The sequence below is a fragment of the Antarcticibacterium flavum genome, assembly GCF_006159205.1.
GTDB lineage: Bacteria > Bacteroidota > Bacteroidia > Flavobacteriales > Flavobacteriaceae > Gillisia > Gillisia flava.
Genome location: NZ_CP040812.1, coordinates 311,763 through 324,909 on the forward strand (window position 1 = coordinate 311,763; position 13,147 = coordinate 324,909).

15 protein-coding genes are annotated in these 13,147 nt (G+C 40.6%); 3 read left to right on the top strand and 12 right to left on the bottom strand.

Translation table 11 applies throughout. The features are described from left to right. Positions 1 to 51: 51 nt before the first annotated feature. The 7 genes from FHG64_RS01435 to FHG64_RS01465 form a co-directional block, all read right to left on the bottom strand. The gene (locus tag FHG64_RS01435) at positions 52 to 1,491 is read right to left on the bottom strand and encodes an N-acetylmuramoyl-L-alanine amidase (RefSeq protein ID WP_139064741.1); all 1,440 of its coding nucleotides are present in this window, start codon (positions 1,489 to 1,491) and stop codon (positions 52 to 54) included. Then, on the bottom strand, positions 1,491 to 1,874 hold the full coding sequence (locus FHG64_RS01440; RefSeq protein ID WP_139064742.1) for a BlaI/MecI/CopY family transcriptional regulator: 384 nt from the start codon (positions 1,872 to 1,874) through the stop codon (positions 1,491 to 1,493). Before FHG64_RS01440 ends, FHG64_RS01435 begins: the two co-directional genes overlap by 1 nt. A gap of 99 nt (positions 1,875 to 1,973) precedes the next feature. After that, entirely contained in the window at positions 1,974 to 2,441 is a 468-nt protein-coding gene (locus FHG64_RS01445; protein WP_139064743.1) for a DUF1569 domain-containing protein, read from the bottom strand. A 78-nt stretch (positions 2,442 to 2,519) separates the two neighbouring features. Then, positions 2,520 to 2,888, bottom strand: a complete 369-nt coding sequence (locus FHG64_RS01450; RefSeq protein ID WP_139064744.1) for a SpoIIAA family protein — start codon at positions 2,886 to 2,888, stop codon at positions 2,520 to 2,522. 548 nt (positions 2,889 to 3,436) lie between these two features. Further along, entirely contained in the window at positions 3,437 to 3,652 is a 216-nt protein-coding gene (locus tag FHG64_RS01455; RefSeq protein WP_139064745.1) for a VF530 family protein, read from the bottom strand. Positions 3,653 to 3,665: 13 nt separating this feature from the next. Then, a complete protein-coding gene (locus FHG64_RS01460; protein WP_139064746.1) occupies positions 3,666 to 4,985 on the bottom strand; it encodes a DEAD/DEAH box helicase in 1,320 nt (439 codons plus the stop codon). A 100-nt stretch (positions 4,986 to 5,085) separates the two neighbouring features. Then, the gene (locus FHG64_RS01465; protein WP_139064747.1) at positions 5,086 to 6,642 is read right to left on the bottom strand and encodes an SDR family oxidoreductase; all 1,557 of its coding nucleotides are present in this window, start codon (positions 6,640 to 6,642) and stop codon (positions 5,086 to 5,088) included. Between the two features lie 224 nt (positions 6,643 to 6,866). Between FHG64_RS01465 and FHG64_RS01470 the strand changes: the two genes are divergently transcribed. Both FHG64_RS01470 and FHG64_RS01475 read left to right on the top strand, forming a co-directional pair. Beyond that, positions 6,867 to 7,337, top strand: a complete 471-nt coding sequence (locus tag FHG64_RS01470) for a PA2169 family four-helix-bundle protein (protein ID WP_139064748.1) — start codon at positions 6,867 to 6,869, stop codon at positions 7,335 to 7,337. A 171-nt stretch (positions 7,338 to 7,508) separates the two neighbouring features. Continuing rightward, positions 7,509 to 7,994 carry a ferritin-like domain-containing protein gene (locus tag FHG64_RS01475; RefSeq protein ID WP_139064749.1) on the top strand — a complete coding sequence of 162 codons (486 nt, stop codon included), beginning with the start codon at positions 7,509 to 7,511 and terminating at the stop codon, positions 7,992 to 7,994. 59 nt (positions 7,995 to 8,053) lie between these two features. Here FHG64_RS01475 and FHG64_RS01480 read toward each other — a convergent pair whose 3' ends face one another. Further along, a complete protein-coding gene (locus tag FHG64_RS01480; protein ID WP_139064750.1) occupies positions 8,054 to 8,521 on the bottom strand; it encodes a universal stress protein in 468 nt (155 codons plus the stop codon). Between the two features lie 132 nt (positions 8,522 to 8,653). Between FHG64_RS01480 and FHG64_RS01485 the strand changes: the two genes are divergently transcribed. Beyond that, on the top strand, positions 8,654 to 9,895 hold the full coding sequence (locus FHG64_RS01485; RefSeq protein WP_139064751.1) for an APC family permease: 1,242 nt from the start codon (positions 8,654 to 8,656) through the stop codon (positions 9,893 to 9,895). 32 nt (positions 9,896 to 9,927) lie between these two features. On the opposite strand, the gene FHG64_RS01490 is transcribed toward FHG64_RS01485, so the two are convergent. The 4 genes from FHG64_RS01490 to FHG64_RS01505 form a co-directional block, all read right to left on the bottom strand. Next, positions 9,928 to 10,548, bottom strand: coding sequence for a hypothetical protein (locus tag FHG64_RS01490; RefSeq protein ID WP_139064752.1), 621 nt, complete (start codon positions 10,546 to 10,548; stop codon positions 9,928 to 9,930). A gap of 83 nt (positions 10,549 to 10,631) precedes the next feature. After that, the gene (locus FHG64_RS01495; protein WP_139064753.1) at positions 10,632 to 12,173 is read right to left on the bottom strand and encodes an FAD-dependent monooxygenase; all 1,542 of its coding nucleotides are present in this window, start codon (positions 12,171 to 12,173) and stop codon (positions 10,632 to 10,634) included. Positions 12,174 to 12,243: 70 nt separating this feature from the next. Continuing rightward, complete coding sequence (locus FHG64_RS01500; RefSeq protein ID WP_139064754.1) at positions 12,244 to 12,687, bottom strand: VOC family protein; 444 nt, start codon at positions 12,685 to 12,687, stop codon at positions 12,244 to 12,246. A gap of 15 nt (positions 12,688 to 12,702) precedes the next feature. After that, a complete protein-coding gene (locus tag FHG64_RS01505) occupies positions 12,703 to 13,140 on the bottom strand; it encodes an SRPBCC family protein (RefSeq protein ID WP_139064755.1) in 438 nt (145 codons plus the stop codon). Between the last annotated feature and the right edge of the window lie 7 nt (positions 13,141 to 13,147).

Genomic DNA, 13,147 nt, shown 5'->3' on the forward strand with positions numbered 1-13,147 from the left:
ATCCTATGGGTTTAAATACGCAGTTTCACCGATTATAATATTGAAATTCAACTACTTAACCTTGCTTTCTTGTATAGCTAATAATCCGTTGTAAATACCACGCGCCAGCTTCTTTTGGTAATTAGGATCCTGCAGCAGTTCAAACTCCTGTGGATTGGTCATAAAACCCAATTCTATCAAAACTGCAGGAATGTTGCTGTTTTTAAGCACCAGAAAGTTGGCTGTTTTAAGCTCTGCCTTCCCTACTGCAGGCAGCAAGCCGGTGGCTAGAAGGTTGCTGTAGTTTTTAGAGATATCCCATTGCTTATTTTCAGTACTAAAGAAAACTTCAGCACCACTCCTATTCTTATCTCCAGAGGCATTACTATGAATGCTTAGAAAAAGATCAGCTTTTTGTTCATTTAGGAACTTAAGGCGGTCATTAAGACTTACAAATTGATCCTGCTCTCTTATGAGGATTATTTCAATCTCCCCGGGTTGCCCCAATTCCCGCAATTGGTTTGCAACGGCCAGGTTTATTTCCTTTTCCATTTGGCCCTTTCCCCTGTTGCCGGGATCCTTTCCTCCATGCCCGGCATCTACCACCACCACTATGGGTTCATTGATATTACCGGGACTAAAAGAACTAATTATAAGAACTGCAGTGAAAATAGCTAAGGCTAACCCTGCTCTTAAGGCAATTTGTATTCCTGATGATCTTTTCTTGTGTAACATATTCAATCTATTTTTGGTTTGTATAAAACTAAAGCCGCTTAATAAGGGCTGTACTACTTTATCCCCGGGCTTGATTATTTGAGCCGAATATTCTTCCAGGTTCGCACCTGCATTAATCACGGCCTCATCTGCAAGGTATTCGTGGTTTTCCAGCACCTCCTTCTTATAGAACCAAAGGAAAGGGTTGTACCAGAAAAAACATCCCACTACCTCCAGCAGGAGGATATCTATGGAATGAAATTGGTTGCTGTGGGCTCTTTCGTGCGACACCAGCATATCCAGGTATTTATTTTCTACCAGGTCCAGTGGATGAATAAACAGGTAATCAAAGAAACTGTAGGGACTACCCCGGTGTTTTAATGCCACTGTTTTTATTCCCTTATATCCATTAAAACTCTTATTCCTTATTTGTAATAGCAGCAGGAGAAGATTACGCGAAAACCTAAAGAAAAATAAAGTACAAACCATCCAATAAAAGAACACTATGAGGTCCCAATAATTATTTGAAGGCCCGGTTAATGTTGCAACAGCTACTTTTTCTGGATCATCAGGAAGTATTTCTCCTGAATCAAAAAATCTCACAGGATCAACTGCAACCCGGCTGTCGAAACTAATTCCATAATCTATGTGGAGAATGGGTGCGATTAAACATAGTAATAAGGAAAACAACAGGAAAAATCTATTAAAAACAAAAAGCTTTTCCTTTTTAAGGAAAACCCGGTATAAACCCCAGCATATTCCAAGACCTGTTACAGAAAATAAAAGATAATTTGGCATCACAATTCTTTCTTTTTGTTGATCTTTTGCTGAAGGATCCTCTGCAGTTCTTCCATCTCTTCCATACTCATATCGGCATTTTTTGTAAAAAATGAAGCAAACTGTGAAGCCGAATTATTGAAGAAATTGGAAACCATATCCTTCATTTGAGCATTGAAATAGTCATTCTTTTTTAAGAGAGGAAAATATTCCTTATCCCTTCCAACCTTATTGAAACCTATGTATTTCTTTTCCACCATTCTTCCTATGAGAGTAGAAATTGTCGTGTAGGCAGGGCCGGGTTGAGGGAATTGATCAACTATATCCTTCATAAACCCTTTCCTTATCCTCCACAGGTATTTCATCACCTGTAGTTCTGTTTTATTAAGTTGTTTTATATCCACAATTATAGTTTTTATACTACAAATGTAGTAATAAATAAATATAAAAGAGGTTACAGCCCAAAAATTTTTAGAAAAACACTGGAGAGCAGTAGTGGAATCCTATTTAAGGATATCCCTTATGATCTTAAGGTGATGCCTGGTATGGACTTCCATAAGACGTTTGGCGCCTTTTTTATTGAGGTGATGAAAATATGGATGACGAAAGTAATTATTGCTGTGAAGGGACTCAAATGTGGAAAAATTCTCCCTGGCTTTTTGTAATTGGGCTATTAATTCCTTTTGATCGATATTCTTCCCGGGCAATACAGCCTCCGGAGCTTTGGCTTTTCCCCGCGGAAATCTTCCGAAGGTGAACACCAACACCCTTGAAAAACTGAATTTTGGCCTGTATTTTTCAGGATTAGATTCCCTTAGAGTCGTGAAAACCCCATTGATTACCTTTAGACTGTGGTCCAGGTGCCATCCAATATCTACTTTGGAGATGTTCTCATCCCGGGTTTTTATAAATGGAATATATTCTTCCATTTCATCAAGATGCCTGTTTAATTTTTTAAAATTTGAAGCCATTATTGTTATGCAGAATAAAGATGGGTGATAAATAACGTGAAATTAATCCCCATTACCAACAGGCCGTTTTAAAAATTACTATTGAACAAATAGTCGGGCCTCCTGCAGGTTTGCAAATGCAAAGGTTTTCATATCTATACCGGGAATGAATTTATAGGTTGTATTGGCAAGGGTCCTCACCCAGCCTTCATCGGTTACCAGGGCGAGCCTGTCGATCTTATCCCTAAGTTCTTTCATATTCTTGAACCCGAATTTTATATCCTCCCAAACTGCAGCAGCCTCAAACTCTCCAATTTTAGCCACCTCCAGGTATACATTCATTCTTTCCCTTGCTTTTAGCTCAGGAAGAAATTTTGTCATTGCCTGTTCAAAGGATTTTACAGTAAAATCCCCTTCCCATCGAAAAGCAACTACTTTTGGATTTCCTAAATCAAGCTTTTGTAACATCTGGTTTATTTTATGGTTGCTTCAAGGTACATAATCGACAATATATTCCATAAACCTTTAACCCCATCTTAAGGAATTGAATAGACTCTTTCGTAATTGAAAAATTTATCCTACCAGGCATTGCATGGGCCGGGCGCAAATAACCTGCCCGGGGATGGGGCTCGATAAAAAATTGTTCTGCAAAGCCCAGGTTAAGTAGAATTGTAGAATAACTATTCTCCAGTTCCTCTGTTTTAAGTCCTGCCTCTAAACTCCAGTAACATAAACGATCTGGACTCTTTTATCGTCCAGCTATAAATGAAAGTCTCAATTTATTGGTGATTAATTAAATCTAGGTGAATGAACGTTAAGGCTTGCTATAAATAGTCAGAGACCATATCAATCTCAACAAAGGGGTGGTTTTGAATCCAGGATAGTTTAGGAAAATTCACGCTTTTGAGAATTTGGTAAAGTGCTGTTTTCCATATAAGTAGATTTTAGTCCAGGTTCTATATTCTAGCAGCAGATGCCATCCAGACTCTTTTAGCGGACAACAATCGTCTCAATTTCTATAAACTATCCAGATATAATTGCTCCACCTTTTCTCTTGCCCAGGGGGTCTTTCTCAGGAATTTTAAACTTGATTTGATGGAGGGATCGTGGGTAAAACAGCGTATATTGATTCTTTCTCCAAGTCCTTGCCAGCTATATTTTTGCACCAGGAATTCCAGGATATCGGCAAGTTTCTTCCCGTGTAAGGGATTATTGGGTTGATGTACGGTCATTTAAGAATATATATTATATAGGATAGATCCTCACCTTCTTCTTTTTAAGCCTGCTATTGTTTAGTATCCCTACAAGTTTTTCTGCCTTTGCTGAAGGCACTGAGACGAAAGCACAATCCTGCTTAAGCTCAATATTCCCCAGTTCTTCTTTTTCAAGATTTCCCTGTTTAAGGAACAGGCCGGCAATATCCCCTTTAGAGATCTTATCTTTTCTTCCGCCTGATATAAATAAAGTTTTCCAGCTGGTCTCATGCTTCTGCTCTGCTTTGCCGGCACCAGGTTCCTTTGTATGAAGTATTCCGTTGATGAAATCGGGAAGTTTCTTATTTTCACCTTTTATAACGTAAGCTGTTCCAGATTGCTGCATCCTAGCGGTTCGCCCGTTGCGGTGAATAAACTCCTGCTCCTTTAATGGTAGTTCATAATGCACAATAAAATCAATTTCAGGTACATCAATACCTCTCGCAGCAAGATCTGTTGCCAGGAGAATGTTATAAGTCCCGTTTCTAAATTTTATAAGTGAACGCTCCCTGTCCTTCTGCTCCATTCCGCCATGAAATATGCCGTGTTCTATCCTGCTATTTTCAAAATGGTCGCTCACTTCCTGTATACTGTCTTTAAAATTGCAAAAAATGATTCCGCGTTGTCCTTGCTTTTCCTGAAGCAGCCGGGCTAAAGTTTCCTTTTCCTTACTTCCTTTATCTGCAACTATCTTTATAACTATATCTGGTAATTCCTCCTTTAGAAAATTAAGCTGCACAGGATCATTTACTCCCGAAAACTGAGGAATTCTTACCCCATTAGTGGCAGAGGTTAGTATTTTCTTATTTAGATGAGGCAGGGATTGGATGATCTCCTTCATCTCTTCCTCGAAGCCTACTTCCAAAGATTTATCAAATTCATCAAGCACAAGGGTTTGGATGCTTTCCACCCCAAAGCTTTGTCTCCTTAAATGATCTGCCACACGCCCTGGAGTTCCGATCAAAATAGCAGGGGGATGGCTTAGCTCCTCCCTATCTTTGGAAAATGCCCTGCCACCATAGACGGCATTGGCTTTATATCCCGAGCCCATCTCACGGGTCACCTGTTCAATTTGTATTGCCAGTTCCCGTGACGGCACAAGAATAAGGACCTGTACTCCCTCCTCTTGCAGGGAAAGCAATTCCAGCACGGGTAGCAGGAAGGCAAGAGTTTTACCAGAGCCGGTAGGGGAAAGTAACACTACAGCAGGATTCTCAATAATTGCTTTATGTGCAGCCAGCTGCATACTATTGAGATTCTCAATACCCATTTTTTGAAGAATGGCTTCCCGGTCTTTTATTTCTTTGGACATTTTGTAAAGTTATGGAATATTAAAAGGAAATGGCAGGCTCTATTCCGGCCTGCCATTCTTTAGTAAGGTTTTCTAAATTTTATAAATAAATTAAAAAATACTACCAGTCTATGGGCATATAATCCTTCAGGAATTTCCCGCACCAGTGCTTCCCGGTGTTGATGCCGTCAAACAAGGGGTCCATAACCCTGGCAGCACCGTCTACAATGTCCAGTGGTGGCTGGAAATCATGTAGTTCTACTTTACGCCTGGAAAGCTCTGCAGGATCTTCATCTGTGACCCAGCCCGTATCAACGGCATTCATATAAATGCCGTCCTTCGCCAGGGTGGCTGCAGATGTATGGGTAAGCATATTAAGTGCAGCTTTTGCCATATTAGTATGTGGATGACGGTCTTCTTTCTTGAAACGGTGAAACTTTCCTTCCATCGCACTAACATTGATGATATGTTTCATCCCGGTATTATCTTTCTTCATTAATTCTGCAAGGCGGTTGCACAAAACAAAAGGAGCTATTGAGTTTACCAGCTGTACCTCCACCATTTCAGTGGTTTCGATCTCTCCCAGTTTCAACCTCCAGCTATTGGTTTTTCTAAGGTCTACCTGCTGCAGGTCGGCATCCAGGTGGCCTTCAGGAAAAACTTCTTTTACGCTCAGTGATTTATCGAAACTATATGGGATCTGTGATAATCTGGCCGATTCTCTAAGTCCAATCCCCGGCTCGACCCCATGCCAGGTGACAGGAAGGGTATTATTTCGGTTTAAAGTTCCTTCAGAAGAAAAGGACCTGAGTTCCTGCAGACAATTTTGATGATCGTTCAGCAGTTCCCTTACATTTTCCCTTAAAACATGAAAAGGCTGTTCTTCCTGTGCCATAAGGTGAGCATAAAATCCTGCAGGACGCCTTACGGTTTGCGCGGCATTGTTTATAAGGATATCGAGCCGCTCATACTTTTGACTTATATAATTACAGAATATCTCCACACTGGGGATATGCCTTAGATCAAGACCATGGATCTTAAGACGGTGGCCCCATTGATGAAAATCATCTTCACGGGAAAACCGTGTGGCAGAGTCCACTGGGAACCTGGTGGTGGCAATCACTTTTGCTCCTGCCCTTAAAAGCATAAGTGTGATGTGATAACCAATTTTTAACCGCGATCCTGTTACTACGGCCACCTGGCCTGTAAGATCGGCAGTTTGAAACCTCTTGAGATAATTGAAGTCCCCACAGGAGGTACACATAGTATCATAAAAGTGATGAAGCCTGGTAAACTCAGCCTTGCACACATAGCAATTTCGTGGGGAATGTAATTCCTTCTCATCTTTCTCAGCCAGGGACGCCGGTGCCAGTAATTTAGGTGCAGTAAATACAGCTGCTTCCCGGGCACTTCTTATGCCGGTCTCTTTTCGCGCGTGTTTATCCCGCTCCACCAATTTACGTTTGGCAGCCTTTTCAGCATCCTTTTTTCTCTTTGAGAATTCTTCCTTCCCGGGCCGGCTAAGTCTCCCCGCCGCCGCAAGAAGCGCTATTCTCTTCTCTTCGGGCAGGGCAAACAATTCTCCCGGGGTTACCAGGAGCTGTTCAAGAACTTTTATACAGGAATCGATATCAGTAAAGCTATTCCTTTCTTTAATATCTTCAATTTCAGGTTTCATTAAAATTTATTAAGCGCGCAAATATAGGCTAATAAAGCATCTGTAAAAGAGGAAATTTGAATCTGGATTTTAGGAGTTTTGAACAGCTCCTGAAGGATAAATTTCCTTTTTGAAAATTCAAATTAGAAGAACAGATTTTAACTGATTTTACTGACCAAAATCAGTTTTACACACTGCGTTTTTCCGTATTTTTGTAGAAGGTATCAACTATAAATCACTGAGTTATGAAAACAACGAGAGAATTAGCCAAAGAAGAGAGCCATGACAGGCTCGTCCAGAATCTGCAGCAGTTGTTGGTGAAAAATTATGATGCCGATAAAGGAATACGAAAAGCCCTGAAAGAAGTGAAAAGTCAGAAGCTTAAGGACTATTTCAAAAAAGAGGCATTGCGTCACCACAGGTATGCGACAGAGCTGGACAGGATCATTCACTCCCTAAATGCCACTCCACTGGAGGAAGGAAGTGCCGTAGGAAGATTTCACCGAATATGGATGGATATTATGCTGGTGGTAAGCGGTAATGATGATAAGACCATCCTTTCTGAAACCAAACGTGGGCAAAAAGCTACTATACAGGAATATGAGGAGAAACTTAAAACCGGGAAATTCCCTCCTAAAATTGCAGAGGTACTAAAAAGGCAGCTTGAGGAATTAAAAACCAATCTATCCCCCGAAATTCCCAGTGAAGCTGCATAAAAAGTAGTCCCTCCCAAATCGCCTTCCCTGCCCCGGGAAGGCGTTGTTTTTAATTTTTGAATGATATATATTGATAATTAACAATCCTGTTAAACCCTTCTCAATATTAGATTAACATCATTGCTGCAGCCGCTTGACATTTGTACCTTTAAAATTAAAGACTTAAAAATTATGAAAACAACGAGAGAAGAAGCAAGAGAAGAAAGCCATAAGGAACTGGTGAATGACCTGCAGGAATTACTGGAAAAGAACCTGGATGCAGAGAAAGGTTTTAAAAATGCTATAGAAGATTCCAAAGAGAGGGGTTTGAAACAATTCCTTAAGAACCAGGCCTTACAAAAAAACCGTTTTGTAACAGAACTTGATGCCATAATACGTTCCCTTAATGAGGAACCTAAAGGAAAAGGAAGTACCACCGGTGGATTGCACAGGACCTGGATGGATATCAAAACTGCACTAAGTAGCAATAAGGATGAAGCTGTACTTGAAGAGTGCCTGAGAGGGGAAAAAGCCAGCCGTAAGGAATATGAAGAAAAATTGGATAATAAATTCTTACCCCCAGAGATTTCCAAAGTGCTTCAAAAGCACCTTGCCGAAATAAATGAAACAATAGCCGGTGTATCCACACTTGAAGATCTGGCAGACCGTCACGATTAAACTACCTCATCATAAATTTAAAAGCCCTGTACAAGTAAAATGTACAGGGCTTTTTATTATCAAGTATTATCCTTTTTTACTGGAACCACATACACCGGGATAGTTGTTTTTTCCAGGATCTTTGAGGCTACAGTTCCCATAAATAATTTTTCCAGCACAGAGTGGCTGTGAGTTCCTATGACGATGAGATCTGCATTCCACTGTTTTGCATAATCGAGAATAGCATTGGCAGCATCACCCTCTGTAAGATGAGTGGTTATGCCGGGATCATTGAGATGGTTTGCGGCAGTTTCCAGGTAATTTTTTGTCACTTCCCGCATTTCATTGGCAACATTAATGTCCACAGAGCCCGCATCATAACCTTCATAACCCATGAAGGTAGGATACCTCATCCCATAATGAGCTACCTGTGCCATAACGTGAATTAAACATACCTCTGCCCCCATTGTTTTCGCCAGGGAATGACCTTTCTCTGCCACCTCCTGGGAATTTGGATTATAATCAATAGCAATAAGAACTTTTTTCATTTTTTTTCAGTTTGACTGTTAACATAAATTTATTACTTTCTCTATCCATTCTCACTTAAGGCCCTGTTAATTTTATTAAACAGCGTTAAATGATATTATTTCTCCTGCACATCCTTTAATTTCATCATCACAATGGGTAAAAATAAACTGAAAAGATCACTGGGATTTTGGGAGGTCTTCTTATTTGGCATAGGAGGCGTTGTTGGTGCCGGGATTTATGCAATAATAGGCCAGGCAGCAGGCCTAAGTGGTAATTTATTATGGCTAAGTTTTGTAATAGCAGCGGTAGTGGCATTACTTACGGGTCTCTCCTACTCTGAATTTGTTTCAAGGTTTCCCGACGCAGGTGGAAGCTATGAATACATCAAGCAATCTTTTGGCCCAAAAACTGCCCTGTATATGTCCATTTTTATAACCTTTACAGGAATTGTGGCTGCTGCTGCCATTGCAATAAGTTTTTCCGAGTATCTGGGGAGGCTCATAGATTTTCCTTCCTGGCTGATGGTTATAGCTATTATTTCTTTAATGGCCTTTTTTAATATTATAGGTTCCAAATACAGCTCATACTTCAATGCCTTTGCCACTATTGTTACCCTGCTGGGACTTGCAGTTGTAGTTGGAGTGAGTATTCCAGATCTTGGCAGCACTAATCTTCTGGAAACAGCTGGAGAAGGCTGGACCGGTATTATGGCCGGGGGAGCCTTAATTTTCTTTAGCTATATAGGTTTTGAAGACCTGGTGAAAATGGCCGAGGAAACGAAAGAGCCATCGAAGAATATGCCAAAAGCTGTAATTTCCAGTGGCCTGGCGGTTTTAGTGATCTATATTCTTATAGCAATAAGTGCTGTAAGTGTGCTGGATTGGGAAACCCTGGCAAATTCCAATGGCCGCCTGGCTGCGGTAATAGAGACAAAGCTAGGAAGTATAGGAGCCACAGGTTTAGTGGTTATAGCTTTGTTTGCCACCAGCAAGACAATTTTAAGCAACATTCTGGGAACTTCCCGAATGCTCTATGATGTCGCCCGCGATAGTGAAATAAAATGGTTACAAAGATTTACCACCATTTCAGGTATTGGGAACGCTCCTAATTTTGCTATTATAAGCATTGCTGTAATATCTATTGGTTTTGCCTTAATTGGGAATTTAAAAGTGGTAGCCAGTATAAGTAATATCTTTATTTTTATAGTCTTTGGTTTTGTAAATATCTCCCTTTTAAAGTTTAGAAGTGACCAGAAAGGAAAGGAAGAAAAAAGACCGCCTTTCAGGATCCCCTGGAATATCAATAATATCCCTGTGTTAACAGTACTGGCGTTAATTACAATAATTATTCTATTTGGATTTAATATATTCAACCTGGTCCAGGGAAATACCTGATTGTTTTCCAGGGAAATATTTTCAAAGGTATACTAGTTTTTTACCACGATCATGCTGGCCCTTGCACCGGTAAGAAGATTCCACTCACTTTCAGTCACAGGTTTTCCCTGTTCATCAAAAACTTTAAAAGCAGCAGTATTTGGACCTGAAGAACCCTGATTAAGCGCTTCGATTTCTATTGTATTAAAACCATTTTTAAGGACTACCAGGATTGGAGTGAAATTAGCTCCCAGCGAAAGGTCATTGGTAACAACCTTGCCATTCACATAAACTCTTATCCTATCGCCATCGACATATTGATTGTCGCGGGCATATAATTCCACAAAAGTTCCTTTAGTTGTGAAACTGCCCAGGTTCTGACCTTCAGCATAGGCTGCCTTTGCCTTCTCGTCTTCTGCCCATTTTCTTTCGATAAAATCCCCTGCTGAGAGTAATTCTTTTTTGGTCATCATTTCCAGAGGCTTGGGCTTTGTGGGATCATCCTTAAGCTTAAAATCCTCTTTCGGTGCTTCCCGTAATAATACAGAAGGCAGGGAAGAACCTGCCGGAACAGATCTCTCGAAGACAGGTTTCCTGGTAGTAGAAGGTAGTTCCTGGGAAAAACCCTGGAAGGCCAACAAAACTAGGGCTGAAAGGAATAAAAGTTTTTTCATCGGGATGAATTAACAGGTTAAGCGAATATATCAAAAACAGCACCAAATTCCATATCTCATTTATTTTTAAAAAATTTACACCTTCAATTTGGTATTATACGTTTCCACTGCTTCAACACCTCTAAAAATTTCTTTCGATTTTTACCCGCCCAGTCTATATGCAAATCTGGCCGCACAAAAATATATCCCTCATCCCCGGGGACAAGCTTGACTAATAAACCAGATGGATCCTTCAATTTTTGACATATTCTTATGACAGCAAAAGGACTGCAGACATCTTTGACGCCTCCTATTAGTATGACCAGTGGTTTTCCGGAATGATAATCATACAACCGCTTCGCTTCTCCTGTCCCGGGAATGAGCAGCACATCGGGTAGTCGTTTACCTTCTGCCTTGCTCCTATAAGATGATATGGACGAATTTTTATAACCTATATTTATCATCATTGCCCGCCGCAGGAACTTGTTACGCAAAAAAGGAACAGAAAGTATACGCCGTAAGACGAAAAATGCAGTTTTACGAAAGAAGCTGGGGGACTGTAAAAATGTTTTGGTGAGGAAATCTGTATTTCCCGAAACTTCCTCCACTACCGCTTCCACTCTTTCTTTCTCATAACTATCAAGGAGCTCATCCATAGCGGTATTGTTTATGACCACTGCCAGCTTCCAGGCAAGATTATGGGAATCCTGTATACCGGCATTCATCCCTTGCCCACCAACAGGGCTATGCACATGTGCGGCATCCCCCGCCAGGATTACCCTTTCTTTTCTAAAAACAGGGCTGGATCGCCGGTGAATATCAAAAGGACTTGCCCACACCTGGGTATATTTTCCATCTCCCAGGGTTTGATTCACCCATTTATCAACTTCAGCAGTAGTAGTGGCATCTTCCTTATTTTCTTTTTTATCCCCAGATGTTTCCAAATGAATAAGCCGCCAGAGATCATCAGCAATCTTAATTCCCACCGTTAATTCCTTTTTCCCATTATAAAGCCGGGGCCAGGGAAGTTCGTTTCTTTTATCCCCCGGCCTTACATCAGCCAGTACCGTTCGTACATTATAAGTTTTTCCTTTAAACGGAAGGTTTAGACCCTCCCGGATAAAGCTGGAGGCTCCATCACAGCCAATTAAATATTTACCGAAATGAACCTGCTCCTCTTCTCCGAATAGGGACCATACCTTTACTCCTTCAGAATTCTGCTCAAATTGAACGACTTCATTACTAAACAGGATGCTGCACAATTTTGTCTTCCTTATCGCTTCCAGCAGTATCTTCTCGGTTTTATTTTGTTCAATGACTAACATCCCTGGATCCCGGGCTTCTTTTTCAAGGTGGTTAAAATTAAGGCTGAATAGGACTTTATGAGAATTGGCTTTATTTACAGTAAGCTTTTTTACCAAATTCCCATCCTTCAGGAATTCCTCTTCTATGCCCCATTGCCTAAAAATTTCCCGTGTTCTTTGATGAATAACAGGAGCCTTGGAGTGCCTGCTTATAGCCTCTTTTTTCTCCAGGATCACAGAACTCACTCCCTGTCGCGCCAATCCAAGGCCAAGGGAAAGACCTGTAGGTCCTCCACCTATAATGATCACATCTCTTCCATTTTGAGAATTTTTCCTGCCCATGGTATATATAAGATAACACAATGCAGGAAAACATCCAACAAAACATAATTAACAAACAAGAAGCTTTATATTAAATCTGGTCCCGGTCTTGTTCTTCACTACTGTGATCCACCATCCACTGCACCCCGAACTTATCTGTTAGCATCCCAAAATAAGCTCCCCAAAAGGTCCTTTGAAGTTCCATCTCCACTTTTGCATCTGTGGAAAGAGCATTGAAGACCTTATCTGCTTCAGCTTCAGACTCTGTACTGATGCAGATATAGAAATTATTTCCTTTATGCAATTTTTGGTTCATTGATTCCAGAGAATCTGTTCCCATTAGTATATTGCCCTGTCCCAGGGGTAGCGAAACATGCATGATCTTATCGTGATCCCTTGCCGGAAGTTTCTCAAAATCTGGCGTATCCCTGAAACGCTGCAGCATTAGAAATTCCCCGCCGAACACTTCTCTGTAGAAATTAAAGGCTTCCTCTGTATTTCCCTGAAAATTCAAATATGGATTTACTTTGATCATCTCACTTTTTTTATATTATTCACTAAGTTGTCGCAATTTCTCAAAAGCCTTTGGCCAGGTGTTATCAAAGAAATCCTTGTACTCTTCATTTGTATCCATTGTTACTTTTAAAACGGTTTCCCCATTTTGCTCTTCCAGGTCATATATTTCTTTCGATCCTGCCCACTCCTTAACCTTTTCACTTTCGGTATCTTCCTTTCCAGTTTTATCTACCATTCCTAAGTGTTCAAAAACCATTCTTTCAGGCACTTTTTTCTCTCTTATTCGTGAGACCATACCTTCATTTTCCCCATTGAGGAAAAGGACTTTATCCCCCTCTTCCCAGGTAGTCTCAACCTTAGAACCTTCACTAAATGCAGCTGTCCACTGCGGGTACGTATTTTCTCCCCATAAAACTTCCCATACTTGGTTACGGGAAGCTGCAATCCTGGTTTGATATTCTTTTTTTTCCATTTTATAT

What these genes read in the sequence shown, in the direction of transcription:
- FHG64_RS01435 (WP_139064741.1), bottom strand. Translation starts at nt 1,491, where the DNA reads ATGCCAAATTATCTTTTATTTTCTGTAACAGGTCTTGGAATATGCTGG.
- FHG64_RS01445 (WP_139064743.1), bottom strand. Translation starts at nt 2,441, where the DNA reads ATGGCTTCAAATTTTAAAAAATTAAACAGGCATCTTGATGAAATGGAA.
- FHG64_RS01450 (WP_139064744.1), bottom strand. Translation starts at nt 2,888, where the DNA reads ATGTTACAAAAGCTTGATTTAGGAAATCCAAAAGTAGTTGCTTTTCGA.
- FHG64_RS01455 (WP_139064745.1), bottom strand. Translation starts at nt 3,652, where the DNA reads ATGACCGTACATCAACCCAATAATCCCTTACACGGGAAGAAACTTGCC.
- FHG64_RS01460 (WP_139064746.1), bottom strand. Translation starts at nt 4,985, where the DNA reads ATGTCCAAAGAAATAAAAGACCGGGAAGCCATTCTTCAAAAAATGGGT.
- FHG64_RS01465 (WP_139064747.1), bottom strand. Translation starts at nt 6,642, where the DNA reads ATGAAACCTGAAATTGAAGATATTAAAGAAAGGAATAGCTTTACTGAT.
- FHG64_RS01470 (WP_139064748.1), top strand. Translation starts at nt 6,867, where the DNA reads ATGAAAACAACGAGAGAATTAGCCAAAGAAGAGAGCCATGACAGGCTC.
- FHG64_RS01475 (WP_139064749.1), top strand. Translation starts at nt 7,509, where the DNA reads ATGAAAACAACGAGAGAAGAAGCAAGAGAAGAAAGCCATAAGGAACTG.
- FHG64_RS01480 (WP_139064750.1), bottom strand. Translation starts at nt 8,521, where the DNA reads ATGAAAAAAGTTCTTATTGCTATTGATTATAATCCAAATTCCCAGGAG.
- FHG64_RS01485 (WP_139064751.1), top strand. Translation starts at nt 8,654, where the DNA reads ATGGGTAAAAATAAACTGAAAAGATCACTGGGATTTTGGGAGGTCTTC.
- FHG64_RS01490 (WP_139064752.1), bottom strand. Translation starts at nt 10,548, where the DNA reads ATGAAAAAACTTTTATTCCTTTCAGCCCTAGTTTTGTTGGCCTTCCAG.
- FHG64_RS01495 (WP_139064753.1), bottom strand. Translation starts at nt 12,173, where the DNA reads ATGGGCAGGAAAAATTCTCAAAATGGAAGAGATGTGATCATTATAGGT.
- FHG64_RS01500 (WP_139064754.1), bottom strand. Translation starts at nt 12,687, where the DNA reads ATGATCAAAGTAAATCCATATTTGAATTTTCAGGGAAATACAGAGGAA.
- FHG64_RS01505 (WP_139064755.1), bottom strand. Translation starts at nt 13,140, where the DNA reads ATGGAAAAAAAAGAATATCAAACCAGGATTGCAGCTTCCCGTAACCAA.